The following is a 26,997-nucleotide window of genomic DNA, read 5'->3' as shown; positions in this document are numbered from 1 at the left end:
CCGGGCAATCGTAGCGCCGCCGGGCAAAAAAAAGGGAAGGCAAAATGCCTTCCCTTTTTTCATGACTGCCGTGCGGTATTAACGCGATGTCTCTTCAATCAGCGGGCCGTCCTGTTTTTCATCATCAGGATGAACAGGTGCGGTGCTGTGAATTTCGTGAACGCGTTTACGCACGCCAAACCAGCCTGCAATCAGCAGCACAGCCAGCAGTGGAATGGTGGCGATGGTGTAAGTGCCGTTCGGGTAATCGAACGCCATCAGCACCAGCACGCTGAACAGGAACAGCAGGGTCAGCCAGGAGGTTACCGGCGCGCCAGGCAGCTTAAAGCTGACTTCTGCGGCTTTACCTTCTTTAATCGCTTTGCGCAGACGCATCTGGCAAACCACGATAAAGGCCCAGGAGGCGATAATGCCCAGTGCAGCCACGTTCAGGACGATCTCAAACACCTGAGACGGCACCAGATAGTTCAGGAACACGCCAAAGACATAGACCACCAGCGTGGCGAGAATACCCGCGTAAGGCACCTGCTGCTTACTCATTTTCGACATGAATTTCGGTGCAGAGCCACCCATCGACATCGAGCGCAAAATACGGCCGGTGGAGTACAGACCGGAGTTCAGGCTTGAGAGCGCCGCGGTCAGTACCACGATGTTCATAATGCTGCCGACATAAGGCACGCCGAGTTTAGAGAAGAAGGTCACGAACGGACTTTGACCTGCCTGGTATGCCGTCCACGGCAGAAGCAGTACCAGCAGTACCACAGAACCCACGTAGAACAGACCAATACGCCAGATAACGCTGTTAATCGCTTTTGGCACCATGGTCTGCGGATCTTTACATTCGCCCGCAGCCGTACCGACCAGCTCGATAGAGGCAAACGCGAACACCACACCCTGTACCAGCACCAGCGCAGGCAGCAGACCATGCGGGAAGAAACCGCCGTTATCGGTTATCAGGTGGAAGCCCGTGGCACTACCATCCAGCGGTTTACCGCTGCCGAGGAACACCGTACCGACCACCAGGAACACCACAATCGCCAGAACTTTTACCAACGCAAACCAGAATTCCATTTCGGCGAACCACTTCACGCCGATCATGTTCATGGTCCCGACAATGGCCAGGGCGCCAAGGGCAAACACCCACTGTGGTACATCACCAAACGCACCCCAGTAATGCATATACAGCGCAACGGCGGTGATATCGACAATACCGGTCATCGCCCAGTTGACGAAGTACATCCAGCCCGCAACGTAGGCTGCTTTTTCGCCGAGGAATTCACGGGCATAAGAGACAAAACTGCCGCTGGAAGGGCGATGTAAAACCAGTTCGCCGAGCGCGCGAAGAATAAAGAAAGAGAAGATGCCGCACACCAGATACACCAGTGCGAGAGCCGGACCCGCCATTTGCAGACGTGCGCCTGCACCTAAGAACAAACCCGTACCGATAGCGCCGCCGATGGCGATCATTTGAACCTGACGGTTGCCCATCGCTTTGTGGTAGCCCTCTTCATGAGAGTTCAACCAGCGACGTTTCGCAGCGTGATGATCGGCTGCGCTTTTATTGCTTGTTTTCATTGAGTTACCTGTTTGCCTGTCTGAACCATTGTCGTGATAGTCCCGTCTGGCAGCTGGCAATACAAACGATTGCCTATGCACAGACACATGTCGCCTTTCCAGTCTTTCTGCGTATGGATAAGGCGAACATGGCGACGCATCCTACCCGCAATTGATAAGCGACGCAAAATATAACCGCGCCGAAAGTGATGTCTGTCGAAGGAAATTGTGTGGTCAGAGCAGACGGGGATCACAACGCGCTGAATCGTGGCGAATTTCCAGGCAAACCAGTAAGTGTAGTGGCGATTTAATCATCAGATTTGCTTAATAGTTGCCGGTTGGTATTGATGAATTGAGTTCATAGGGACAAGCAGATATGCGCTGTAGTGCTCATAAAAAAATGCGCCTAGAGTAAAACACTCGAAAAGACGCGTGAGGTGAACGATGCAACAGCGACAATTAGGGCAAAATGGATTGACGGTTTCGGCATTAGGGCTGGGGTGCATGGGGCTAAGCTTCGGTTATGGCCCGGCGACGGATAAGCAGCAGGCCATTTCCCTTATCCGTGCAGCGGTAGAAAAAGGGGTGACGTTCTTCGATACCGCTGAGATCTATGGCCCTTTTGTGAATGAAGAAGTGGTTGGCGAAGCGTTAGCTCCCGTGCGTGATCAGGTTGTGATCGCCACGAAATTTGGTTTTGACTGCGAGCAACCCGGTCAGGTGCTCAACAGTCGCCCGGAACATATTCGGGCAGCGGTCGAAGGCTCACTGGCACGTCTGAAAACGGATTACATCGACCTTTATTATCAGCACCGCGTTGACCCGGACGTTCCCGTGGAGGACGTGGCAGGCACCGTTGCGGATTTAATTGCCGAAGGCAAGGTCAAACATTTTGGGCTGTCTGAAGCGGGTGTCGGGACTATCCGTCGCGCTCACGCCGTTTGCCCGGTGGCGGCTCTACAGAGTGAATATTCCCTGTGGTGGCGTCAGCCTGAGCAGGAGATCCTGCCGCTACTGGCAGAACTGAATATCGGTTTTGTCCCCTTTAGCCCACTGGGTAAAGGCTTTTTGACGGGGGCGATTGACGCCACAACCACTTTTGCAAGCGGTGATTTCCGCAATATTGTTCCGCGTTTCAGCGAAGAGTCTCGTCAGGCGAACCAGCAGCTTGTGGATATCGTAAAAGGTCTTGCCACAGAGCAGGGGGTAACACCTGCGCAAATCGCGCTCGCCTGGTTGTTGGCTAAAGCGCCGTGGATTGTCCCCATCCCGGGCACGACCAAACTTCACCGTCTGGAGGAGAATTTGGGTGCGGAAAGCGTGACGTTGTCACCTGTGGCGTTAAGCCACATCAACGCTGCTCTGGAACAAATTGATGTGGTGGGCGATCGTTATCCGAAGCATTTACAGGCGCGGGTCGGGAAGTAATTCACGCGCTGCGCAAGGCATCGACAAGTAATGCGAAAGCGGTGGTGTGCTGGCGGCGGCTGGGATAGTAAAGATGATAGCCGTCAAAGGCCGGGCACCACTCTTTAAGCACCTGAATCAACCGTCCCTGAGCGATGGCCTCCTGGACGGTATCGTCCGGTACATACGCCAGGCCAAGACCCGACTCTGCGGCATCGATGCGCTGTGGCAGGTTGTTCAGCGTCAGCTGGCCCTCAACGCGCACCCGCAACTCGCGACCGTCACGTTCAAATTCCCAGGCATATAAGCCTCCCCGCGTGGGCAGACGCATATTGATGCAGTTGTGCTGCGCAAGCTGCTCTGGCTCTTCCGGCACACCAAAGCGTGCAAGATAGTCCGGTGAACCGACCACCGCCATACGCATATCGGGCGCAATACGTACGGCAATCATATCTTTGGCGACCTGCTCACCCAGGCGCACACCGGCATCAAACCGCCCGTCAACAATGTCCGTGAGGCCGTTGTCCACGGTCACTTCAACATGGATGTCAGGATACTTCGCCATAAAGGGTTTTAGCACCGGCCACAGCACGCAGGTCATGGCGTGTTCTCCAGCGGTGATGCGAATATTTCCGGCGGGCGTGTCACGCGTGTCACGCAGGGCGGTAAGCTCCTGTTCAATTTCCAGCAAGTGTGGACTCAGACGCATGAAGAGTTGCTCACCGGCTTCAGTCGGTGCAACGCTGCGTGTGGTGCGGGTCAGCAGCCGCACATCCAGCCGCGCCTCCAGATTACGCATCGCGTGGCTCAATGCCGACTGTGAAACACCCAACTGGGCGGCCGCGCGGGTAAAACTGCGTTCACGGGCGACCACCATAAAAGAGAGCAAGTCGTTGAAATTGTCTTTTAACATCATCAGTTACCCGATTCATGAATTGCGTTCATGGTTCCTTTCTGATTATGCAGTCTAATGCTCCACACACCTTTGCGCTACTGTTAGCACAACAGCAAACGAGGAGTACAACATGAAAATTATCCGTAGCGGTTCGTTACCTTCCATCCGAGGTCCTGAGGACTGGTTTACCGGCACTGTTCGTATTGATGCGCCTTTCCAGGCGACTGAGCCCGCTGCCGTGGGTGGCGCAACGGTGACCTTTGAACCCGGCGCGCGTACCGCCTGGCACACGCATCCGCTGGGACAAACACTTATCGTGACTCAGGGGCGCGGCTGGTTACAGGAGTGGGATAAAGAGGCAGAGCCGCTGAATCAGGGCGATATCGCGTGGATCCCGCCAGGCGTGAAACACTGGCACGGGGCCAGCGCGCAAACGGCGATGACCCATATTGCCATCGCCGAATCGGTGAACGGTAGCCCGGTAGAGTGGATGGAAAAAGTCACCGACGAGCAGTACCAGAACAGCTAGCCGCCGAACACCGCTATCGCCTGTTGCAGACGCGTGGTGCGCTGTGTCAGGTGATTGGCGGCGTTGGCGACATTATCGACCATCCCGGTGTTGTTGCTGGTCATTACGCCAATACGAGAGATGGATTCGTTAATCAGCGAAAGCGCCTGCGTTTGTTCCTGTGTGGCATGGCCGATCTCTTTAATCAGGGAGGTCATCTGCAACACATTACCGATCATCACCGTCAGATGCGTTTCGGTCTGTTCCACCATTTCCACACCGTTGTTCACGCTGGCGACGTTCTTCTCGATCAGCGTTTTGATCTCTTTGGCCGCCGTGGCAGAGTGTTGCGCCAGGTTGCGCACCTCAGCCGCCACGACCGCAAAGCCGCGTCCGGCTTCACCTGCGCGTGCCGCTTCAACGGCGGCGTTCAGTGCCAGAATATTAGTCTGGAAGGCAATACGGTCAATCACGCCGATGATATCGACAATCTGGCTGTTATCCTGCGATACCGACTGCATCATGCCGATGGTCTGTTTCATCATCGCTTCGCCGCTGTGGGCGCTGGCGCTGGTCCGGTCCGCCATCTGAATGGCTTCTTTTGCAGTTTCTGCCGTCTGTTGCACAGCACTGGCAATTTCTTCTACCGCCGCAGCGGTTTGCTGCAAATCATCTGCCGTCTCTTCGGAACGCGCCTGTAAGGCCGCGCCTTCTTTGGCCACCTGCTGACTGATATTGCCGATACCGCCAATCTGGGTACCAACATCATCCACCAGCGAATTCAGGTTTAAACCCGACTGATTCACGAGTCGCATCATCAGGCCAATTTCGTCGACCCGATCAAAATGGCAATAGTCTGTTTTACGCCCGGAAACCACGCGCTGCATCTGGCTGACAATGGTTTTTAATGGCCGCGATATTTGTGCATTAAGGTATAACGCCAGGATAATTAACGGAAGAATTACGCCACCCAGTTGACTAATACCTTTGGGTAATATCAGGAAAAGTAAACAAGAGAACAGGGCGGTTAGGGTAATACCGATATTAACGCGCCGGGTAATGCTCAGTCGCTTAAAAACAGAGGTAAAAGAGAAAAGTCCGCGGCGAACTAACAACCCTTTATAAAAACGGTGATGTTTTAATTCGTTATTTCGCACTTTCTCATAGAGTCTTTCACTGGCTTCGATCTCTTCACGGGCGGGAATATTACGCACAGAGATATAACCGGTTAATGTGTCATTCTGGTAAACCGGCGTAACGTTGGCGCGCACCCAGTAGTGATCCCCGTTGTGGCGGCGGTTCTTGACAAGCCCTGTCCAGCTCTCTCCCTGCTGTAACGTAAACCACATGTCACCAAATGCCTCGGCCGGCATATCCGGGTGGCGAATAACATTATGGGGTTCACCCAGAAGATTTTCTTCTTTATATCCACTGGCTTCAATAAAGGCCGAATTCGCATAGGTAATATGGCTGTGCGTATTGGTTGTCGACATTAACGTCGAACCTTCGTTAAGTAAATACTCGTTTTGTGTAACGGGAGTGTTACGCCTCATGAGTAACTCCATAGTGATGTATATGTAAAAGAGAAGCCGCCCGATAAAGACACAGGCAAGAGATAAACTTTTATTCTTTGTTTTACAGCGAGCGTATTCTCCCTGAAAGTAAAGGTATTCGGAACACCCTAAGTTAACTATTTTTTACCTGTTTAATTTTGGCTATGTAATAAAAATGAAAATATTTACAGGTTCAGAATAACGTACCACTGCAAATAAATGACTTAAGCCAAATAAACAGCGATACGTAGACTCCCCGGGTAAACTGATAATCCGAAATAGCGTTTTATTAACAGGATTTAAACGCTATGATTTGCTCAGTTTTTCTTCTTACAGGCCAGGAGGGAGAGTGAAAATCAATATAATTGGTACCAGCGGGAGCGGAAAAAGCACGCTTGCCAGGCGGATCGCCGCCGAGCTTGCTATCCCGTACATCGAGATGGACCGGCTTTACTGGCGCCCAAACTGGCAAGGAACAGAGGACGACGCGCTGTGGTCCAGGCTTGAAAACACGTTAGCTGCCACTGAGGACTGGGTGCTAGACGGCAACTATAACCGTACGCGCCCTGTTAAGTGGCGCAATGTGGATCTGGTGGTGTGGGTGGATTACGGTTTTGGCCGTACCCTGTATCAGGCCGTGAGCCGGGCATTCAGGCGTGCGTGGCATAAACAGGAACTGTGGCCCGGCACGGGAAATTGCGAAAGCTTTCGTCGATCGTTTTTCAGCCGTGAGTCCATCATCATCTGGACAATCAAAACCTGGCGCAGTAACCGCGAACGTTATGAAGCTGATATGCGAAACCCGCAATATGACCATATCCGTTTTGTGCGCATCACCCGGCGGCAGGACGCAGAAACGCTGATTGCTTCGCTAAAGGCACAGTATGAAAAGGGTTTTGCATTCCCAGTTTCCGGCAATCCAAATGTAAATTAATTGTTTCTCAGTGGTGAAATCCGCCTTTAATAATGACGACATGTTAAGTCAAACGAGATTACAACATGTCCTGGCGAATCAGCATTCTGGATAAAAGCCCTATAGCCGAAAATGAAACGGCTGCCGATGCGCTGGCGCGCACCTTAAGCCTGGCCCAACAGGCAGAAACCCTGGGTTATCACCGCTTCTGGATTGCCGAACACCACAATACACCTCAACTGGCCAGCCCCTCGCCGGAGCTGCTGATTGCCTGGGTCCTCGGGCAAACAAAGCGCATCCGCGTCGGCTCTGGCGGCGTCATGCTCCAGCATTACAGCCCGTACAAAGTGGCGGAAAACTTCAACGTTCTGGCGGCCATTGCTCCCGGGCGTGTGGATCTGGGCGTGGGTAAAGCGCCCGGCGGTCTGCCGCTCTCCACACGTGCGTTACAGCAGGGTCAGAACCCGCAACAAAAGGGCAGTTTTGCCGATCAACTGACGCAGCTGGATGGCTGGTTACGCAATGAAAACCCGTCGCAGGACGATGCCGTGCGTGCCACGCCGCTGCCACAGGTTCCGGCTCAGGGATTCTTGCTGGGAGCGAGCACCGAAAGCGCGCTGTTGGCGGCAAAACTTGACTGGCATTTTGTCTTTGCCGCGCACCTGAACGGTGACCCCGACCTGCTGCGCGATGTGATTGCAACCTGGCGGGCTAACAGCGCCCGTGAAGTCATCGTTGCGGTACAGGTGATTGTTGCCTCTTCGCAGATCCAGGCCGATGCCCTGGCGCAAAAAGTGGAGGTGTGGGGTGTTGAGCTGGCAAACGGGCAACGCGTGACCGTGGCAAGCGAAGAGCAGGCCTATGCTTTTGCCCGCCAGGCCGGGAGCGAGCCGGTGCGTATTGCCCGTCGCGCGCAGTCTCTGCTGGCGGGGACGGCGGAATCGGTACTGGCACAACTTAACGCGCTGCACCAGCAGTGGGGCATTGACGAATTCATTATTGATACACCGGTTGCGGATGGCGCATCGCGTATTCAGTCCCTGCGTCTGCTGGCGCAGGCGCGACTCAACAAGGAGGTCACAGCATGAGTTTTGGTGAGCAACTGATAGCCTGGCGCCGTGAGCTGCACCAGAACCCGGAACTGTCAGGGCAGGAAGTGGAAACCACTGCCCGTTTACGTCAGTGGTTAACCCGTGCAGGCATCACGCCGCTGCCTTACGAGCTGTCGACGGGGCTGGTGGCGGAAATTGGTTCGGGTAAAAAGCTGGTTGCCCTGCGGGCAGATATTGATGCTTTGCCGATAGAGGAGCGCAGCGGTGTGCCGTTTAGCTCACAGCGAGTGGGCGTTATGCACGCCTGCGGACACGATATCCACACGAGCGTGATCCTGGGGGCCGCGCTGAAGCTGAAAGAGCGTGAAGACGCGCTGAACGGGCGCGTACGGATCCTGTTCCAGCCTGCGGAAGAGAATTTTGGTGGGGCAAAAAGCATGGTGCGCGCCGGGGCCTTACATGATGTCAGCGCCATCTTCGGGATGCATAACGAGCCAGGGCTGCCGGTCGGTGAATTCGCCACCCGCGGCGGGCCGTTTTATGCCAACGTCGACCGGTTTGTGATTCGCATTACCGGAAAAGGGGCGCACGCCGCACGTCCGCACGAAGGAAATGATGCCATTGTGCTGGCCAGCCAGCTGGTGACGGCGTTGCAAAGCGTGGCCAGCCGTAACGTCAATACGCTGGATTCCGTGGTACTCAGCGTCACGCGTATCGCCGGAGGGAATACCTGGAATGTCCTGCCGGAAAGCGTAGAGCTGGAAGGGACGCTGCGTACCCACCGCACTGAAGTGCAGCAGAATGTCAAAGCGCGGGTGGGCGAAATCGCGGCCGGGTTTGCCAGCGCCTTTAGCGCCCAGATTGATATTACCTGGTACGCCGGGCCAACGGCGCTGGTGAACGACGAACGCTGGGCGGAATTCGCCACTTCGGTTGCGCGGGAAGCGGGTTATGAAACCCGTCACGCAGAGCTGCATATGGGCGGGGAAGATTTTGCGGTTTATCTCCAGAATATTCCGGGCGCATTTGTCAGTATTGGCAGCGCCAGCCCCTTTGGTTTACACCATCCGGCATTTAACCCTGACGAAGCATTAATCGAGCCCGCTGCCCGCTATTTTGCACAGCTTGCGGAAAAAGCACTGCAACACGTTTAAAAAATAAGAGGTGAATATGTCTGCAACCCGACAATTGCGGCTGGGAACCATATTGCATGGTGCATCCGGGAATATGTCTGCGTGGCGTCATCCGGCGGCTGCCGCCGATGCCAGTATTAATTTTAACTTTGTTAAAGAAACGGCATTAAAAGCGGAGGAGGGTAAGCTCGACTTCTTATTTGTCGCCGATGGCCTTTATATTAATGAAAAATCCATTCCGCATTTTTTAAATCGCTTTGAACCGCTCACCGTATTATCCGCGCTGGCGAGCATCACCACGCGTCTGGGGCTGGTGGGAACATTATCCACCTCGTACAGTGAACCTTTTACCGTGGCACGCCAGTTTGCCAGTCTGGATCATCTGAGTAACGGCCGGGCGGGCTGGAACGTAGTAACCTCGCCACTGGAAGGCTCGGCGAAGAATTTCTCCCGCGAAAAACACCCGGAGCACGCGCTGCGCTACCGCATTGCCGATGAATATCTGGACGTGGTGAAAGGGTTGTGGGACTCCTGGGAAGGTGATGCCTTTGTGCGTAACAAAGAGACGGGGCAGTTCTTTGATTCTGAAAAGCTGCATACCCTGGATCACCACGGTGATTTCTTTAAGGTGGCTGGGCCGCTGAATATTGGCCGCACGCCACAAGGTCGACCGATTGTATTTCAGGCTGGCGCTTCCGATGACGGGAAAAAACTGGCGGCGAAACATGCCGACGCTATTTTTACCCACCACGAATCATTAGAAGAGGCGCAGGCTTTTTATCACGATGTGAAACAACAGCTGGAAAACCATGGTCGCCGCGCTGCGGACTTACATATATTCCAGGGCGTCAGTGTTATTGTCGGAAAAGATGCTGATGATGTGGAAAACCAATATCAAACCACCGCCGCGCTGGTTTCTGTTAAAGACGCCCTGAATTATCTCGGCCGTTATTTTGAACATCATGATTTCAGCCAATATCCGCTCGATGAATCTTTCCCCGATATTGGCGATTTAGGTAAAAACAGTTTCCGCAGTACCACGGATGAAATTAAGCGTAATGCCCGGGAGCGCAACTTAACCCTGCGCCAGGTGGCGCTGGAAGCCGCCTCGCCGCGCCCGCGCTTCTCCGGTACCCCGGAACAGGTGGCAGACGGGCTTCAGGCGTGGTTCGACGGTTTTGCTGCTGACGGATTCATCATTCAGGGCGGTACGCCGGATACCTTCCCACGCTTTGTTGAGCAGGTCGTGCCGGTACTCCAGGCGCGCGGTATTTTCCGCACGGAATACCCCGGCACCACGCTTCGCGAGAGCCTGGGATTAGCACAACCTGAAAATCAGTTTACACAACAATAAAAGAGAACCCGCTATGCAGAAAACATCGCTTATTCTGGCGCTTGCGCTGGCCTTGACCCCTGCCGTCTGGGCAGAAAATGTGAATATTAACGGCACGGGCGTGAGCCTGGAAGCCAATAAAGCCCCGGTCAATACGGCGAAAAACAGCGCTGCCGTGGCGCAGTTGCCAAAAGATTATCGCTTCGCCGTGCCGGGTAAATTTACCGTTGCGGTGGCTGCGCTTAACTCGCCGCCGCTGACGGTTTTCTCTGACGACAACAAAACCCTGCTCGGCAGCGAAGTGGACGTAGCGCGGCTGGTGGCCGACAGTCTGGGGCTGGAGCTGAACGTGGTGCCAACCTCCTGGGAAGACTGGCCGCTGGGTGTAGCGTCTGGAAAATACGATGCGGCAATCAGCAACATCACCGTCACTAAAGAGCGCAAAGAGAAGTTTGATTTTGCGACTTACCGGAAAGATTCGCTGGGCTTCTACGTGAAATCCACCAGCCCGATTAAGTCTATCGAGAAAGCGGAAGATATCGCCGGGCTGCGCATTATTGTCGGCTCTGGCACCAATCAGGAATCGATCCTGCTGGCATGGAACGCCGAAAACCTCAAAAAAGGCCTTAAGCCTTTCACCCCGGTGTACACCAAAGACGATGCGGCGCAAACCCTGGCGATTCAGTCCGGGCGGGCTGATGCCTTCTTCGGACCGAACGTGATTGGCGCCTGGAAAGCGGCATTAACCGGGAAAACCAAACTGGTGGGCAGCGTAGACGGTGGATGGCCTAAGGCCGCGCATATCGCGGTCACGCTGAAAAAAGGCAGTGGTCTGGCGGAGCCGGTGCAGACCGCGCTTAACGGCGTGATTAAAAACGGCGACTACGACAAAGTGCTGAACCGCTGGGGCGAAGGGGTTGAGCGTATCCCGCAATCAGAAGTGAACCCGGCAGGTCTGGGTGACTAAGGAGGCTGTATGAGCGAACAATTTCGCGATGTTTCGCCGGAAGACGCCGATCTTCAGCCCATCATTGATGGGTTGTTCGGTGAATACGCCGCCCGCTACGGGGACTATTTCTCAAAAGACGCGGAAGTGGAACTGACGGAGTGGTACTTAGCGCCGCAGGGGCTGTTTATCGTGCTGGAGCGTGACGGCGAGATCATCGCCACCGGGGCCTACAAACCCTTTGATGAACGCACCGCTGAGATCAAACGCATCTGGACCAATAAGGCGCTACGCCAGCAGGGACTCGCTGCCCGCGTAGTGCAAGAGCTGGAGCGCAGGGCGGTGCTGGCGGGGTATAGCCAGATTTACCTCACCACCGGTTTTCGTCAGCCGGAGGCTGTCAGGCTCTATATCAGCCAGGGCTATCAGCCGCAGTTCGATCTTAACCGTGACCCGGAAGAGTACAGCCAGCCCCCATTTGACGGGCGACTGCGATTCACCAAAACGCTGGTACGCGAAGCGTTCAGTAAAACCGCATGAGGAACGACGATGAGAAACGTTGAAAACATTAAGGTGGTCCCGGCGCGTTACCCGCTGCGCGCCGTCGGTGCTGTGGCGGCGCTGTTTGTGCTGGCCGTGGTTATTCAGTCCGTGGCTTTTAACCCGCGCTGGGAGTGGGCGGTGTTTGCCCGCTGGTTCTTTGATCCGGTTATCCTGGAAGGGTTAGGCCAGACGCTACTGCTGACGCTGATTGGCACCGTCTTAAGCGTAGTTATCGGCGGGATGCTGGCGCTGGCACGCCTGTCATCTTCATGGCTCTTGAGCAGCCTGGCCTGGGGCTATATCTGGCTGTTCCGTTCGCTGCCGCTGATTGTGGTGCTGATCATCCTTTATAACTTCTCGTATCTTTACGACACGCTTTCCCTCGGCGTGCCCTTTACTGGCATCACCTGGGGAAGCTTTGAAACCATCAACGTGCTCGGGCAATTTTCCACCGCCGTGGTGGGGCTCACGCTGGTCCAGAGTGCTTACACCGCTGAAATTATTCGCGGTGGCTTCCTCGGCGTCGATCACGGCCAGTATGAAGCGGCCGCCGCACTGGGATTACCCGCGTGGCGCCGTACCCTGCGCATTATCCTGCCTCAGGCGCTGCGCACCATTCTTCCTGCTGGGTTCAACGGAATCATCAGCCTCGCGAAGGGCACCGCAATGGTTTACGTGCTGGCGATGCCGGAGCTGTTCTACACCATTCAGATGATCTACAACCGCACCCAGGAGGTGATCCCACTGCTGATGGTTGGCGCAGTGTGGTATCTGGTGATTACCACGGTGTTGTCCGCCATTCAGCATTTAGTGGAACGCGGCCTTGCCCGTAGCGAACGCCGTTCGGCGGTGAATCAGAACCGTGCCAGTAGCCGTACCCGTTCCGTGACCACCACCCAAGTACAGGAGCCTGTCCATGCAAGCCTCTCCTGAAGGACACATTTCGATTACCGGCGTCAGTAAGTTCTTTGGCCGCCATAAAGCGCTGGATAACGTCTCGCTCGAGATCCCACCCGGTTCCGTCACGGTGATCCTCGGGCCATCCGGCTCCGGGAAATCCACGCTGCTGCGCACCATTAATCATCTGGAGCGGGTGGATGAGGGCTTTATCCAGATAGACGGGGACTACATTGGCTACCGCCGTCAGGGGGATAAGCTGTATGAACTCAAGGAAAAAGAGATCCTTAAGCAGCGCGTCAACGTAGGTTACGTGTTCCAGAACTTTAATCTGTTCCCGCATCTGACGGTGCTGGAAAACCTGATTGAAGCCCCGATTGCCCACAAACAATTAAGCAGCAAAGAGGCCATTGAAAGGGCGCACGGGCTGCTGGACGTGGTGGGACTGCGCGATAAAGCCGATGCCTGGTCGCGCCATCTCTCCGGCGGCCAGCAGCAGCGCATTGCCATTGCTCGCGCGCTGGCGCTGCGCCCACGGGTGATATTGTTTGATGAGCCCACTTCTGCGCTCGACCCGGAGCTGGTGGGCGAAGTGCTCGACGTTATCAAAAAGCTGGCCCGTTCCGGGACAACGCTGGTGGTGGTAACCCACGAGATCGGTTTTGCCCGCGAAGTGGCGGATCAGGTGGTGTTTATGGTCGATGGCAAAATTGTTGAGCAGGGCAGCAGCGACGAAGTATTAAACCACCCGTCCCACGCGCGAACGCGCCAGTTCCTGTCAAAAGTGCTGTAAGGAGTGCAGATGAAATATGGAGTTCTGGCCGGCCTGGTGCTGGCCACCGCAAGCCACGCCAGCATTGATTTAAAAGCCAATGAGCAGCCTCTGCCGGTCACGGTGGATCAACAGGCGGTGGCAAAGATCCCAAAAGGCTATAATTTTGTCGAGCCGGGCACGCTGACGGTGGCGATTTCCGCGCTCAATTCACCGCCGCTTGCGCTGCTTGCCAGTGATAACCGCACGCGTATCGGCAGCGACCCGGATATCGCACGGCTGCTGGCGGGCAGCCTGGGGCTAAAACTGAAGCTGGTGCCCACCGCCTGGGAAGACTGGCCGCTGGGGATCACTTCCGGGCGTTATGACGTGGCGCTGGTGAATATCGCCGTGACCGAACAGCGCAAAGAGAAGTTTGACTTTGCCACCTACCGTATTGACTCTCTGGCCTTTTCGGTGAAATCCACCAGTGATGTTCAGTCGATAAAAAGCGCTGGCGATCTGGCGGGCAAAAAGGTGATTGTCGGCTCCGGGACCAACCAGGAGCGTATTTTGCTCGGCTGGAATGAAGAGAACAAACGCGCCGGGCGTGAAACTGCGCTGCCGGTGTATCTGACCGATGATGCTTCGGGCAATCTGTACATTCAGTCTGGCAGAGCGGATGTCTTTTTTGGCCCGCAGTCCGTGTCGGCGTATAAAGCCGCGTTAACCGGCAAAACCCGCGTAGTGGGCTTAGGGCCGAAGAAAGCCTATGTCGCCACCACCACCAAAAAAGGCAACGAGCTGGTGTATGCGCTACAGGCGGCGCTGGACGGCGCCATTCAGCGCGGTGAGTACCAGAAGGTGCTGGCGCGCTGGGGCGAGCAGGGCGAAGCGGTGGCGCAATCAGAGGTGAATCCGCCGGGGATAACGTACTAATGCTGCTCTACACTTAGGGTTTTATTCCTGAGGGGCAACATGATGAAACTCTATGGCGTACCCGGCTGGGGCTCGGCAATCAGTGAAGTGATGCTGACCCTGGCCGACATTCCTTATCAGTTCGTCAATGTGGACGGTTTTGATGCACCCGGGCCTCAGCGTTCTTTACTCGAAACGCTTAACCCGTTGTGCCAGGTACCAACTCTGGTGCTGGAGCACGGGGAGGTAATGACGGAAACAGCGGCCATCGCCCTGATGGTGCTCGACAGATGTCCGGATCTCGCACCGCCTGTGGGCCAGCCTGAACGCCGCCAGTTTCAGCGCCTGCTTATCTGGCTGGTGGCCAATGTCTATCCCACCTTCACCTACGCCGATTATCCCGAACGCTGGGTTCCTGATGCGCCGGAACAGCTCAGGAAGAACTGCCTTGAATACCGAAAATCGCTCTGGCTGTGGCTGGAAGAACAGCTCAATCCTGCGCCCTATACCTTTGGCGAACAGCTGACGTTGATTGATGTTTATCTTGCGGTGATGCGCTCGTGGGGGCCGCGGCACGCGTGGTTTGCCGCCAACACGCCAAAGATCACCGCCGTTGCGGATGCCGTGTGTGCGCTGCCAGAACTGCACAAGGTGTTAAAGGCGAACGAAATTATCTGATAACGTGGAACGCTAACTCACAACTGGAAGCCTGCACATGCCACACGTAGATATCAAATGTTTCCCTCGCGATTTAAACGATGAACAAAAAGCCGCGCTGGCGGAGGATATTGCTCAGGTGATTATTCGCCATTTCGACAGCAAAGACAGCTCAGTGTCTGTGGCCCTGAATCAGGTACAGCCGGAAGACTGGAAAGCCCAGGTCTGGGACACGGAAATTGGCCCAAAGATGGATGAGTTGATTAAGAAACCCGGTTATTCGATGTAAGTTTTGTTGCCGGGCAGGCATGAGAGCCACCCGGCGATAACGTTACAGCGCCGAGCGACGATACGGGGCGTAATCCGCCTGCCACCAGGTCTTCTCAATACGCTTCATTAATTCGTCATCCGAGACGGCGGGTGCAACCCCCTGGTCAATAGCCGTGCGCGCAACGGCAAACGCAATGGTACGGGAAACCGACTCAATCTGATCTACTGGAGGCAGCAGACCCCCTTTTTCGGTGGTGACCAGCGGCGACTGCGCGGCCAGCGTGCGGCTGGCGGTCATCAGCATCTCTTCCGTAACCCGGCGGGCGTTACAGGCCATGATGCCTAAACCGAGGCCCGGGAAGATATACGCGTTGTTGCACTGGGCGATTTCATACTGCTCGTTTTGATAGAACACCGGTGCGAACGGACTACCGGTGGCAATCAGGGCGGCACCCTGCGTCCACTCAATCAGATCCTGCGGCTGTGCTTCTGCACGCGATGTCGGGTTAGACAGCGGCATAATAATCGGACGCGGGCAGTGGCGATGCATCTCTTTGACAATTTCTTCACTGAACAGCCCTGGCTGCCCTGAAACCCCAATCATCACCGTTGGTCTGGCATTTTTCACCACCTCCAGCAGCGAAATATTGTTCGATTCAACCTGCCAGCCCTGGATATTTTCCCGCGCCGTAAGCAGGTTTTTCTGGAAGTCGAGCAGGTTGGTCATGTCATCCGTCAACAGACCAAAACGATCGACCATAAAGATCCTGCTGCGGGCTTCGGTCTCGGTCAGGCCGTCTTCCACCATCAGCGCCACGATTTTTTCCGCGATGCCACATCCCGCCGAGCCGCTGCCTAAAAAGACGACGCGCTGATCGCGAATGCGGGTTCCCGCGGCGTGAGCGGCGGCAATCAGCGTGCCGGAAGTCACTGCTGCCGTGCCCTGGATGTCGTCATTGAAACAGCAAAGCTGGTCGCGATAGCGCTGGAGCAGTTTGGTCGCGTTCTTTTGGGCAAAATCCTCGAACTGGAGCAGCACATCCGGCCAGCGCGCTTTAACGGTGCTGATAAACATGTCCATAAATTCCGCGTACTGGTCATCGCTGATACGCGGATGGCGCCAGCCCATATACATCGGGTCATCAAGGTGCTGCTGATTGTTGGTGCCGACATCCAGCATAATCGGTAGCGTAGAGGCCGGGTGCACACCGCCACAGGCGGTATACAAAGACAGCTTGCCAATCGGGATCCCCATGCCGCCGATCCCCTGATCCCCAAGACCCAGAATACGTTCGCCGTCGGTGACCACAATGACGCGGATATCATTGCGGGAAAAACTCTGGAGCATCTCGTCAATACGGTGGCGGTTAGGCCATGAAATAAATAAACCACGCGCACGGCGATAAATGGTAGAGAAGTGTTCGCACGCTTCACCTACGGTTGGTGTATAGATAATGGGTAAGGTTTCTTTAAGGTGCGAGCGCAACAGGTTGTAAAATAATGTCTCGTTAGTGTCCTGGATATTTCTCAGATACACGTGGCGGGAAATATCACTCTTGAAATGACAGAATTGCACCCAGGCGCGTTCGGTCTGTTCCTCGATAGTTTCTACATTGTGCGGTAATAAACCGTGCAGGTTAAAATTGTCACGTTCTTCTTTAATAAATGCCAGCCCCTTGTTTAACAGCGGATTTTCCAGCAAAACGGCTCCGTTATACGGTGTGTAAAGCACTTCTTTGCGAGACATGGGTAACTCCTGAAAGAATGTAAATTAAAACAGATTAAGAAATTAAATAAATCATAATGCCTTCAGTCAGCACACCCACGGCAGTACCAATCAATATCGAAGAAGAGGCCGTATCAATATAGGTGTCGCTGCGCAATGCAAACATTCCCGCGGCTATTGCTGAAGGTGTGGCGCCAATAATAACGACCTGCTGCAATAACGTATGGCTGAGCCCAAATGCCAGACCGGCGGCTGCCATCATGGCTGGCTGAATAAGATTTTTAATGCTGATATTGGTAAAGGTCTGTACGTTAAGTTTTGGACGTTCACCGTAGAAAAGAAGCCCAAGGGCAAACAGAGAAAGCCCGCCAGACACTTTGCCAACCATTTCAATCGGCATACTGAGAATATGCGGTATTTGCACCCCGGCCAGGCTTAGCAATACGCCCGAAACAGGGATCCAGACGATGGGGTTGCGGGCTGCTTTGATGAGGTTTTGCAGCACCATCGCACCCGGATGCAGAGCGTTGAGGCTCTCATCACCACTTTTATCTCCCATACGAATCAATACGATAGTCAATGGGATCATGATGACGCTGGTAATGATGTTGCCAATCAGCACACCGATAAATCCTTCCGGGCCAATCAATACCGCCAGAACCGGGGCACCAAAATAGGCCATATCCGGGAAGGCGCACACCAGTGACTGAATGGCACTGGTTTTAATATCATGACGAAAAACAAAGCGTGAAATAAACAATGTCAACAAATAAGAACCCATCAGGCCAACAACCAGTACGGCCATAAATGTCAGGTTCTTAATTTTATTGGGGTCAGTATTTAACGCGCCAATAAAAAGATGAAAAGGAAGGGCGAAGCGAATGACTACGGTTGCCAGAACGTTAGCATCTTCACGCCGGGTATAACCAAGTTTTCCGCTTAACCACCCTAATAGCATAATAAAGACGAGTGGAAACAGGGACTGTAATAATAATGAGGGCATAAGATATCCTGTCGAGTACATTTTATGGGTATTGTTGATGCGCTAATCTAGCGGTTAGCAAACAGGGCAGGAGTGATAACGGTCACACTCTATCTGGTTTTATTAATTTCAAAATGGTTGTTTTAGTTTGATAAGGCTGTGTGCATTCATATATTGATGAATGACAAGAAAAACGCAGTAATTTATAAAAAACAGAATCGTCAGTAACTTTAGTTACGTAATGATGATTTAAGTTATTTAAAATGGAATTACCATGCTGCTCACATTTCCATCAATCATGTTGTCAGGCGATCTGTTTTACTGAATTTGCCCATGATATTTTCACCCTGAGCCTGGTTTATAAAAGGCCTTAATACATTTTTTCTTTTTAGAACGTTTTAAATCTGATGAATAACATCACGTTATTCTTTTTCTCTGTTTATCCGAACTGACTAATCAGGTGATTATATGAAAGATAATCCTGTACATCCTTCTCCGGCGGCATCACCGCGTTTTACCATCAGCCTGAACAATGCTGAGGTTGGGGCTGTGCCGTTGATCTTGTTTGTGGGCATAGCCTCTATCGTGGCCATTTCCGCGTGGGCGGGCCTGTTACCGAAAAATATGATTGGCGGGCTGGCGGTGATCATGACGCTCGGTTTTGCGTTTGCCAAAATCGGCCGGCAAATCCCGGTGCTGAAAGATATCGGTGGCCCGGCGATCCTGTGCCTGATGGTGCCATCGATACTGGTTTATTTCGGGGTGTTCCAGAAACATACGCTGGATACCGTACACCTGCTGATGAAAGAGGCGAACCTGCTCTATTTTGTGATCGCCTGTCTGGTGGTGGGCAGCATTCTGGGGATGAACCGTATTCTGCTGATCCAGGGGATGATCCGCATGTTCGTTCCGCTGGTGGTCGGCACACTGATGGCCGTGCTCAGTGGGTTAATCGTCGGCTCACTGTTCGGCTTTACGCCGTATCACACGTTCTTTTTCATTATCGTTCCGATTATCGGCGGTGGAATTGGCGAGGGGATTTTGCCGCTGTCACTGGCGTATTCGGCAATACTGGGGCAAACACCGGACGTCTATGTTGCGCAGCTGGCACCGGCCGCTGTGGTGGGGAATATCTTTGCGATTATCTGCGCAGGCGTCTTTGCGCGTCTGGGGGCGAAACGGCCCTCGCTTTCAGGGAATGGCATGTTAACCCGCGGCAAAAGTGAGGATAACCTGTTCGCGGGTGCGCAGCATGTGCAGCCGACCGATTTTCACCTGATGGGTGGCGGCCTGCTGATGGTATGCGCGTTCTTCATTGTGGGGGGATTGTTTGAAAAGCTGGTGCATATTCCAGGCCCGGTGCTGATGATCCTGATTGCCGTGCTGTGCAAGTACTTCCGGCTGATCCCGGACTCCATGGAGCAGGGGGCGCACAGTTGCTATAAGTTTGTGTCCGCAGCGCTGGTGTGGCCGCTGATGATTGGTCTGGGCATGTTGTATGTTCCGCTGGAAAGCGTGGTGTCGGTCTTTTCCGTGGGGTACGTGGTCGTGTGCGGCTCGATTGTGATAGCGATGGCGTTAAGCGGGTATTTTATTGCTTCGCGGCTGAACATGTACCCGGTTGAAGCGGCAATTGTGACCTGCTGCCACAGCGGCCTGGGCGGAACAGGGGATGTGGCGATTTTGTCCGCCTCTAACCGTATGTCGCTCATGCCGTTCGCGCAGATTGCCACCCGTATTGGCGGCGCATCGACGGTGATTTTCGCCACGCTGCTGCTGGGATGGATAATGTAGTGTTGACGGAGGTAAGCCGGGTAGACACCCGGCTTGCTGAACTGAATTCAACGATGGCGGATTTGCAGCGTCGCAGGCAGGTAGCGCTGTAGCGGCTCCGGCGTATTGCCATCAATCAACTGGGTTATCAGGTCGTAGCAGTGCCAGGCCAACTGACGGTTGTCCTGCTGCACGGTATCAATACGCAGCGACAGCGAATCATAGAGATAGTGATCGTCGAAGCTCGCCAGATGAATATCGGAATCGAGCAAATTGTGCTGGCTCATATAGCGCAGCACCCCTTCCAGCAGCCCACAGGCGGCGGTAAACAGCGCCTTTGGCGGTCGGCCGAGACGGGCGCAAAGGGCGGCGAACATCTCGTAGCCGGAGCTGGGATGATAGTTACCGTTGATCACCCATTCCGGGTGCAGTTCGATACCCGCCTGGGCCAGACCCTGCGTAAACCCGGCCAGTCGGTCGCGTGACGGCGATAGCCGCGGTTGGCCGCCTAAAAACCAGAACTCATCGCTATGGGAAGGCGCGATACGGGAAATCAGATCTGCCGTCGGAGTAATCGAATCGGTCATGACCAGTGGCAGGGCGCTTTCATTAGGGCAGCGGTCAAACAGCACCACCGGCAGCTGGTTGCTGAGCTTCAGATAGTCGGCATCATTATGCATACAGGAAGCAACGATCAGCCCGTCAACCTGACGGGCAATCATATTATTCACCACCATGTTCTCCTGACTGGGGTTTTCATCAGTACAGGAGATAAGCAGCTGAACACCGGCCTCGCGGCACAGCGTTTCAAGCTCGTGGGAAAAGACGGCAAAACCGTAGTTGGTGATCTCCGGCACCACCAGCCCGACGGTGTGGCTGCGGTTATCGCGCAACGAGCGGGCATGAATGCTCGGCTGATAATGATGCTCACGGGCAATCGCCAGCACGCGCTCACGAGTTTCCTGCGCCACGCGCAACTCCTTGCCACGCCCGCTCATCACCAGGCTGGCGGTTGCTTTGGACACGCCAGCCAGTTCGGCAATATCTTTAATGGTTACGCGTTTGGTTTTCATTACGACGCCATGAGCCTGAAATCAAAACGCTTATTCTACCATGCATCGTCGCAGCGGCCAGTAGCAGAATGCTTCAGGCGTGATCCCGGAGAGCATTAGCTGTGCCGGATAGTCCGGGAAGTAGCGGCTGCTCATGACACCTTCGCCGTCGTTGATGAAGATCTCCACGCTCGACTGGTCGATAAAAATCCGCAGCGAGCGAACCTCGCCGCGCCAGTAGCGATAGTGTGTTTCGTCTTTAGCAAGGCTGCGTCTCGCCAGGCGAATGCCGCTGGCATCGCGCTCGAGGGTGAGCGCGCCACCAAAATCGATGCGTAACGCGTTGTCACGGGCGGTTTCCAGGGATATCTCCATCGGTTCCAGCGGCAGGGCACTGTTCTGCCAGCTGTGCGCGTCGCCACGCAGGGCGGTGAGTTCACGCAGCGGGCGCTGCCAGAGCTGACCGTCGATAAACTCCAGCTCGCGCAGGCAGGTCATCTGATGGATCCAGCCGTTAGCCAGCGTCGGCTGAAGCATCTCTTCGCCGTCCGGCACGCCCATCCAGCCGACCAGCAGGCGGCGGCCGTCGCTGGTCTGCATGGTTTGTGGGGCGTAAAACTCAAACCCGGCGTCCAGTTCGTGCAGTTCGCCGTGTTTGAACGCTGCGCGTTCGTAGTCGAAATCGCCGCTCATCCACACTGCCGGGTAGGTGTTGAGATAGCGCTCTTTCTCACGAGGCACGCCCTGCGGGCAGCAAATCAGGATATGCTGGTCACCGAGCGCAAACAGGTCCGGGCACTCCCACATATAACCCGCGTCGACCAGGCCGTTGATAGCGTAACCCGCGATTTCGCCTTCATTATTCCACTGATGCAAGTCAGCAGAGCTGAATAACAGCACCTTGCCGCGCTTTTGCAAATCCTGTGCGCCAAGCACCATGTACCAGCGGCCTTCATGCTGCCAGACTTTCGGGTCGCGCACGTGGCCGGTATAGCCTTCCGGCAGCGGTAATACCGGGCCGAGTTTCGTAAATGTGCCGTCGGCATTTTCTGTCGCCAGGCACTGCCACGCGGTTCGGCTGCCGTCGTCAAATTTGACGTTACCGGTATAGCACAGGGTGAGCGTGCCCTGACTATCCACGGCGCTGCCGGAGTAGCAGCCTTTGCGGTCATACTCTTCATCCGGCATGAGTGCGATAGGCTCATGTTGCCAGTGCAGCAGGTCAGCAGAGCTCCAGTGCCCCCAGCACTTGAACTTATGATCGCAGGCGAGCGGGTTCCACTGATAGAACAGGTGATAACGTCCGGCAAATTCAACAAAGCCGTTGGGATCGTTCATCAGCCCGGTTACCGGCGCATGATGCCAGTGGGGATAGTGGCTGTCGGCCAGCGCGCGCGGCTGGCCCTGCATAACGGCCTGCAAAATCGCAGGCAGGCGTGATGGAAGTGACATTATTCAGCGTCCGTTTTGTATTTCAGTACCAGGGAGACGACAAAGGCCACGCCAAAGGCGATAACCATCCCGATAATGTAGTTCAGCAGCGAGCTGGCCTGAACGATAGCCATGCCAGGGATAGCCGTCAGGCCTACCGCTGTCATGTAAACATGCATGGATACCACCCACGCGCCGCCCACCGCACCGCCAATCAGGGCGGCGATAAACGGTTTTACAAAGCGTAAGTTAATACCAAAAATCGCCGCTTCGGTGATGCCCAGCATGGCAGAAAACGCTGAGGGCAGGGTAATGGCTTTGATTTTTGCATCTTTCGTTTTAAACCACACCGCCAGACAGGCTCCGCCCTGGGCAACGTTAGCCATCGCCCAAATCGGCAGCAGGAAGTTAACCCCGATGGACGGGTTACCCAGCAGTCCGGCCTCGATGGCATGGAAGCTGTGGTGAATACCGGTAATGACGATAACCGAATAGAGGCCGCCAAACAGCAGTCCGGCCAGCCAACCGGCGTGGGTTATCAGGGTGCTAAGGACGAACGAAATACCGTCGCCAAGCGCGCGACCGGCCGGGCCGATAATCAGCAGGGCGATAAAACCGGAAATGATCACCGTCAGGAATGGCGTCAGGATCAGATCCAGCGCATCGGGGATCACACGACGCAGCTGTTTCTCAACGATGCTCATAAACCACACTGCCAGCAGCACCGGGAACACCGTGCCCTGATAGCCGATCATCGCAATCTCAAGGCCGAAAAAGTTCATGGTGTGGAAACCCGCGGCCACACCCCAGGCGTTGGTGAGCGCCGGGTGAGTCAGGATGCCGCCAAGCGTCGCACCAAGATAAGGATTACCGCCGAATTCACGGGCAGCGGTGAAGCCAATCAGGATCGGCAGAATAATAAACGCCGCCGAGCTGCACATATCCAGCATGATGTAGATGGCGTTACCCGGGTCGACCCAGCCGTATGTTTTGACCATCCCCAGCAGGCCCATCAACAGGCCGGAGGCGACGATAGCCGGGATGATTGGCACAAAGATGTTCGATAACAGGCGGGCGATGCGCTGGAAAGGATTCAGTTTTTTCGCCGCAATGTCGGCAGCTTCCGATTTGCTGGATTCTCCAATCCCTGCAGCCTGGATAAAGGCGGCGTAGACTTTGTTCACCACCCCGGTGCCGAAGATAATCTGCATCTGTCCGGCGTTACGGAAACAGCCCTTAACCCCATCAATTTTGCCGATGGCCTGCTGATCGGCCAGTGAATCATCGACCAGTACCAGGCGCAGGCGTGTGGCGCAGTGTGCGGCGCTGGCGATATTTTCCTTGCCTCCCAAAAGCGGAAGTAGCGAGTGGGAAATTTGTTCAAAATCCATAGTACCCTCTGAATGCGTATTGTTTTTCGAGTTGTCGTCCCGTGATAAGGGGGCGCAGTCTCTTCATCGTTATTGTGTCCGGGGCGACGAAAGGCACGTAGTCGCCCCGGTGGTTACTGTCGTCAGATATTAACCGTCAAAACCAGGTTTCCATCTGCATACCGAACGACCATTCGCCGCCCGATTTAAAACCACTGCTGCCCAGCGCGTCATCGCTGGCGTAGTTATTCAGTTTTTTGCTCCAGTCCATCCATGAGGTGTAAAGACGGATTTCAGGACGACTGAAGAAATCACCGATGTCGCCAACCTTAAAGGTCGGGGCGAAGGTAAGCTTGTAGAAGCTACCGTTTACTGCATGACGATCGTTATAACCTTCGGGTTTGAGATCCATATACTGGTAGCTGCCTTCATAAGCGAGGGCGAAGTTCTGATTGATCTCCTGGATCAGGCGCATGTTGAGCGTTGCCCACTGATAGCTGTCGCCATCGACATAACGGTCTTTACTGGTTTGCGCCAGTATCGCCGGGGCAATGAACCAGTTTTTGCTAAGCGGCGTGGTGCCGTAGCTGGCGAAACGCCAGGTGTTGGCTCCCGAGCGAAGTGCGCCGTCAGACCCGATACCTTTAACTTCTGCACCCAGGCCGTGACCGTAGAGCAGGGCGGTTTTGCTGCTACCCTCACGCAGGCCGTAGAAACTGTCGTTGTGTAAACCGAGCAGGGTATGCACACCGGTATTTGCCGCATCGCCTTTGACCGGATTACCGTTGGTATCCTGGCGTTCGTCGTTGTCTTTTGCCCGCATCCCGCTGACCATCACCTGCACCGGGCCGATGAAGTTGTTCATGCTGACGATGTAGTTCTGCACGCTGTTGCTCGTATCAGCGATATCGCCGAAGTTACGCCCGTAAAGAGAGAAGTTACTCCGAACGCTGTCGTTCCATCTGACATCGTAAATACCGCCGCCGGTACCGGCGAGGAACACGACATCCGAGTCGATCCAGTGAATGTCAAAGTTATCCCGGTCAAAGCGTTTCCCGGCCCACAGGGTGGAGCCTTTAAACGCTCCTTCGAAGGTAGGCAGGTTGCCCAGTTCAACAAAGGCCTGACGAACGTTCAAATCACTGGTGCTTGCCGTCCAGTCGTTATAAGTGGTTTGACCGTCGGCAACCATGACTTTGAAGCGGGTCGTTGCCCCGTTTTCCAGGGTCTGCTTATGTTCAAGATTCATTTCAACATAGGTATCGGCCTGGTTTCCCAGACGGCCAATAGCCCCGCCGGTTTCCCCTGCTGGCGTCATGTAGGCTCCGGATTTGGTGCTGGCACCGGAGTCATTCATTATCACGCCGGAGCGGGCATAGCCGTGGAATTCAAACCCGCTTTTTTCATCGGCTTTTTTCTCCAGTTTGGCGGTACGCTGAGCCACTTCCTGGGTGCTGTCCTGGGTTTTTTGTTGCTGTGTCGTGAGCTGTTGGACTTTCTTCTCTGCCGACTCTGCGCGGGTTTCTGCCGTTTGCGCTCTGTTTTCTGCATCCTGAAGGCGTTTTTCCAGCGCAATTAAACGGGCTTCAATACTGCTGAGATCCGTTTGTGCATGGGCTGAGGCGGCGCCGGTTAGCAAAGCGATAAGAACCGCAAGTGTGCTTTTTCTGAACATATTGATTGCATCCCAAAAGGAAAATTTAAAATTGTGTGTTTTTGCTAAACCGGTTTAGTTGCTATGTTAAGCATGACATTTAACATTTTGAAATTGATTTTGCTAAACCGGTTTAATAAGTGTGATGGATGCAACAAAGTGGACCGCGCACGACGGTATTTAGGATCAAATCTGGCGTTGTAGATCGCGCTGGTATGGAAGGGCAGTCATCGCGCCTTTCGCCAGGGTTGCCAGGGCGCCGCAGGTTTGCGCCAGAGTGAGCGTTGGCTCCAGGGCATTGATATCCGTCGGCATCCCGTTGGCAGCAAGGCTGGCGAGCAGTCCGGCGACAAACGCATCGCCCGCACCGGTGGTATCCACGCTGGCAACCGGTTTAGCGCTGAAATGGGTAAACTGCTGCTGGAATGCGGCGATGACGCCCGCTTTACCCTGAGTCACCAGCAGTAATTCAGGCTGATAACGCTCAGTGATGACGGCGATCCCCTGCGCGATATCATTACTGTCGCTGATGAGTATCAGCTCTTCTTCGGACAGTTTCACCACGTCCGCCAGACGCAGGGCGCGGTCGAGACAAGTGTGCAACTGGTTCTGATCTTGCCAGAGATCCAGGCGGATATTAGGGTCAAAGCTCACCCGGCCACCGGCACGTTTGATTTTTTCCATTGCGGCAAACGTCGTACTGCGGCTGGGTTCGGCGCTAAGAGCAATAGAGCAGACGTGCAGCCACTGATTGGCGGCAAACGCCGGCAGGTCTTCTTCTTCCAGGTACAGATCCGCACTGGGACGCACCATAAAGGTAAAATGTCGCTCGCCCTGCTCGTCAAGGTCGACAACGACGGTGGAGGTGCGATGCTGGCCATCAAGGCGCATGTGGCTGATGTCGACCTGCTCCTGTTGCAGGGTATGGCGCATAAAACGACCAAAGGGATCGTCGCCGACGCGCCCGATAAACCCGCTGTTGCCGCCAAGGCGAGCAACGCCTACCGCCACGTTAGCCGGCGCGCCGCCGGGACACTGTAGTAGACGGCCCTCACTTTCCGGCAGCAGGTCTACCACCGCATCGCCCAGAACCCAAACTTTTGCATTCATGTTGGTATTTCCCCTCTCAATGCTAAACTTAATTAAACCGGTTTAGCTTATTAAAGCACAGGGGTAAAGTAAGTGAAATGCCGCGAGCCGAAAAGTGCGGGGTCAGGGGCAAAAATGCACCGATGAATGCCGGTTATACAACTCACGTTATGATGGTTTACATGACAGATTTGTAATCTGCCTACTCCCTTTCTGTCGATCGGTACCCGCTAAACTGGCCGCATCTCTATTCAGGATGTGGATTGCCATGATTGCGGTGGCGTGTTTTGTCCTGCGAGCCAACCGGGTGTTGTGTTTCTGGATGGCCTATATCCTTACCCGTCCGTTTGGCGCTGCTGGGGTGATCTGCTCTCTCTGCCAGCCGAGAACGGCGGTTTTGGCCTGGGGGCAACCGCAACCAGCCTGATTTTCAGCATCATTATCGTGGTCCTGGTCGGAGGGCTTTCGCTGCTGGAATGGCGTAAACGCCCGCAGCAGGACAGCCAGTAACAACAGAACGCCGTCAGCATGACAATATTGTCATGCTGACGATGGCTCCGCGTCACTGCCCGAATGGGATAATTGTGGTG

23 protein-coding genes and 1 pseudogene are annotated in these 26,997 nt (G+C 54.7%); 14 read left to right on the top strand and 10 right to left on the bottom strand.

Annotation, left to right across the window (positions count from 1 at the left end; translation table 11 throughout):
• Positions 1-78: 78 nt before the first annotated feature.
• Entirely contained in the window at positions 79-1,575 is a 1,497-nt protein-coding gene (gene ansP, locus M987_RS17400; RefSeq protein WP_014070421.1) for an L-asparagine permease, read from the bottom strand.
• A gap of 423 nt (positions 1,576-1,998) precedes the next feature.
• On the opposite strand from ansP, the gene M987_RS17395 reads away from it, so the two are divergent.
• The gene (locus M987_RS17395; RefSeq protein ID WP_014070420.1) at positions 1,999-2,982 is read left to right on the top strand and encodes an aldo/keto reductase; all 984 of its coding nucleotides are present in this window, start codon (positions 1,999-2,001) and stop codon (positions 2,980-2,982) included.
• Position 2,983: 1 nt separating this feature from the next.
• On the opposite strand, the gene M987_RS17390 is transcribed toward M987_RS17395, so the two are convergent.
• On the bottom strand, positions 2,984-3,874 hold the full coding sequence (locus M987_RS17390; protein WP_041162231.1) for a LysR family transcriptional regulator: 891 nt from the start codon (positions 3,872-3,874) through the stop codon (positions 2,984-2,986).
• 112 nt (positions 3,875-3,986) lie between these two features.
• On the opposite strand from M987_RS17390, the gene M987_RS17385 reads away from it, so the two are divergent.
• A complete protein-coding gene (locus M987_RS17385; RefSeq protein WP_014070418.1) occupies positions 3,987-4,385 on the top strand; it encodes a (R)-mandelonitrile lyase in 399 nt (132 codons plus the stop codon).
• Here the strand turns inward: M987_RS17385 and M987_RS17380 are convergent.
• The gene (locus tag M987_RS17380; RefSeq protein ID WP_014070417.1) at positions 4,382-5,917 is read right to left on the bottom strand and encodes a methyl-accepting chemotaxis protein; all 1,536 of its coding nucleotides are present in this window, start codon (positions 5,915-5,917) and stop codon (positions 4,382-4,384) included. The two genes, M987_RS17385 and M987_RS17380, sit on opposite strands and share 4 nt — an antisense overlap.
• A gap of 349 nt (positions 5,918-6,266) precedes the next feature.
• Here M987_RS17380 and M987_RS17375 point away from each other — a divergent pair, with 349 nt between their 5' ends.
• The 10 genes and pseudogenes from M987_RS17375 to pptA all read left to right on the top strand — a co-directional run bounded on the left by M987_RS17375 (position 6,267) and on the right by pptA (position 15,349).
• Positions 6,267-6,851: an AAA family ATPase gene (locus M987_RS17375; RefSeq protein WP_014070416.1), complete on the top strand. Its 585-nt coding sequence runs from the start codon at positions 6,267-6,269 to the stop codon at positions 6,849-6,851.
• A gap of 65 nt (positions 6,852-6,916) precedes the next feature.
• Positions 6,917-7,918 carry an MsnO8 family LLM class oxidoreductase gene (locus M987_RS17370; RefSeq protein ID WP_014070415.1) on the top strand — a complete coding sequence of 334 codons (1,002 nt, stop codon included), beginning with the start codon at positions 6,917-6,919 and terminating at the stop codon, positions 7,916-7,918.
• Entirely contained in the window at positions 7,915-9,036 is a 1,122-nt protein-coding gene (locus tag M987_RS17365) for an amidohydrolase (RefSeq protein ID WP_014070414.1), read from the top strand. Before M987_RS17370 ends, M987_RS17365 begins: the two co-directional genes overlap by 4 nt.
• A gap of 16 nt (positions 9,037-9,052) precedes the next feature.
• A pseudogene (locus M987_RS25075) lies at positions 9,053-11,315 on the top strand (NtaA/DmoA family FMN-dependent monooxygenase).
• Between the two features lie 9 nt (positions 11,316-11,324).
• On the top strand, positions 11,325-11,834 hold the full coding sequence (locus M987_RS17350) for a GNAT family N-acetyltransferase (RefSeq protein ID WP_014070411.1): 510 nt from the start codon (positions 11,325-11,327) through the stop codon (positions 11,832-11,834).
• Positions 11,835-11,843: 9 nt separating this feature from the next.
• A complete protein-coding gene (locus M987_RS17345) occupies positions 11,844-12,770 on the top strand; it encodes an amino acid ABC transporter permease (RefSeq protein WP_014070410.1) in 927 nt (308 codons plus the stop codon).
• Positions 12,754-13,527, top strand: coding sequence for an amino acid ABC transporter ATP-binding protein (locus M987_RS17340; RefSeq protein WP_014070409.1), 774 nt, complete (start codon positions 12,754-12,756; stop codon positions 13,525-13,527). Before M987_RS17345 ends, M987_RS17340 begins: the two co-directional genes overlap by 17 nt.
• A gap of 9 nt (positions 13,528-13,536) precedes the next feature.
• Complete coding sequence (locus M987_RS17335; RefSeq protein ID WP_014070408.1) at positions 13,537-14,424, top strand: transporter substrate-binding domain-containing protein; 888 nt, start codon at positions 13,537-13,539, stop codon at positions 14,422-14,424.
• 39 nt (positions 14,425-14,463) lie between these two features.
• The gene (locus M987_RS17330) at positions 14,464-15,081 is read left to right on the top strand and encodes a glutathione S-transferase family protein (RefSeq protein WP_014070407.1); all 618 of its coding nucleotides are present in this window, start codon (positions 14,464-14,466) and stop codon (positions 15,079-15,081) included.
• 37 nt (positions 15,082-15,118) lie between these two features.
• Positions 15,119-15,349, top strand: coding sequence for a tautomerase PptA (pptA, locus tag M987_RS17325; RefSeq protein WP_014070406.1), 231 nt, complete (start codon positions 15,119-15,121; stop codon positions 15,347-15,349).
• A 42-nt stretch (positions 15,350-15,391) separates the two neighbouring features.
• Here the strand turns inward: pptA and M987_RS17320 are convergent, their stop codons facing one another.
• The gene (locus tag M987_RS17320; RefSeq protein ID WP_014070405.1) at positions 15,392-17,077 is read right to left on the bottom strand and encodes an NAD-dependent malic enzyme; all 1,686 of its coding nucleotides are present in this window, start codon (positions 17,075-17,077) and stop codon (positions 15,392-15,394) included.
• A gap of 34 nt (positions 17,078-17,111) precedes the next feature.
• The gene (locus M987_RS17315) at positions 17,112-18,059 is read right to left on the bottom strand and encodes an AEC family transporter (RefSeq protein WP_014070404.1); all 948 of its coding nucleotides are present in this window, start codon (positions 18,057-18,059) and stop codon (positions 17,112-17,114) included.
• 447 nt (positions 18,060-18,506) lie between these two features.
• Here M987_RS17315 and M987_RS17310 point away from each other — a divergent pair, with 447 nt between their 5' ends.
• Positions 18,507-19,832 (top strand): 2-hydroxycarboxylate transporter family protein, encoded by a 1,326-nt coding sequence (locus M987_RS17310; RefSeq protein WP_014070403.1) that lies wholly within the window; start codon positions 18,507-18,509, stop codon positions 19,830-19,832.
• Between the two features lie 47 nt (positions 19,833-19,879).
• On the opposite strand, the gene M987_RS17305 is transcribed toward M987_RS17310, so the two are convergent.
• The 5 genes from M987_RS17305 to M987_RS17285 all read right to left on the bottom strand — a co-directional run bounded on the left by M987_RS17305 (position 19,880) and on the right by M987_RS17285 (position 26,428).
• The gene (locus M987_RS17305; RefSeq protein WP_014070402.1) at positions 19,880-20,884 is read right to left on the bottom strand and encodes a LacI family DNA-binding transcriptional regulator; all 1,005 of its coding nucleotides are present in this window, start codon (positions 20,882-20,884) and stop codon (positions 19,880-19,882) included.
• 30 nt (positions 20,885-20,914) lie between these two features.
• Positions 20,915-22,315 carry a sucrose-6-phosphate hydrolase gene (locus M987_RS17300; protein ID WP_014070401.1) on the bottom strand — a complete coding sequence of 467 codons (1,401 nt, stop codon included), beginning with the start codon at positions 22,313-22,315 and terminating at the stop codon, positions 20,915-20,917.
• A complete protein-coding gene (locus M987_RS17295; protein ID WP_014070400.1) occupies positions 22,315-23,685 on the bottom strand; it encodes a sucrose-specific PTS transporter subunit IIBC in 1,371 nt (456 codons plus the stop codon). Before M987_RS17295 ends, M987_RS17300 begins: the two co-directional genes overlap by 1 nt.
• Before the next feature lie 136 nt (positions 23,686-23,821).
• The gene (locus tag M987_RS17290; protein WP_014070399.1) at positions 23,822-25,339 is read right to left on the bottom strand and encodes a carbohydrate porin; all 1,518 of its coding nucleotides are present in this window, start codon (positions 25,337-25,339) and stop codon (positions 23,822-23,824) included.
• Between the two features lie 165 nt (positions 25,340-25,504).
• A complete protein-coding gene (locus M987_RS17285) occupies positions 25,505-26,428 on the bottom strand; it encodes an aminoimidazole riboside kinase (protein ID WP_014070398.1) in 924 nt (307 codons plus the stop codon).
• Positions 26,429-26,665: 237 nt separating this feature from the next.
• Between M987_RS17285 and M987_RS17280 the strand changes: the two genes are divergently transcribed.
• On the top strand, positions 26,666-26,917 hold the full coding sequence (locus tag M987_RS17280; RefSeq protein ID WP_128738902.1) for a hypothetical protein: 252 nt from the start codon (positions 26,666-26,668) through the stop codon (positions 26,915-26,917).
• The last annotated feature ends 80 nt before the right edge of the window (positions 26,918-26,997 follow it).

It is taken from the genome of Enterobacter soli ATCC BAA-2102 (assembly GCF_001654845.1).
Taxonomy (GTDB): Bacteria; Pseudomonadota; Gammaproteobacteria; order Enterobacterales; family Enterobacteriaceae; genus Enterobacter; species Enterobacter soli.
This window is presented reverse-complemented; position numbering and strand designations above follow the sequence as displayed.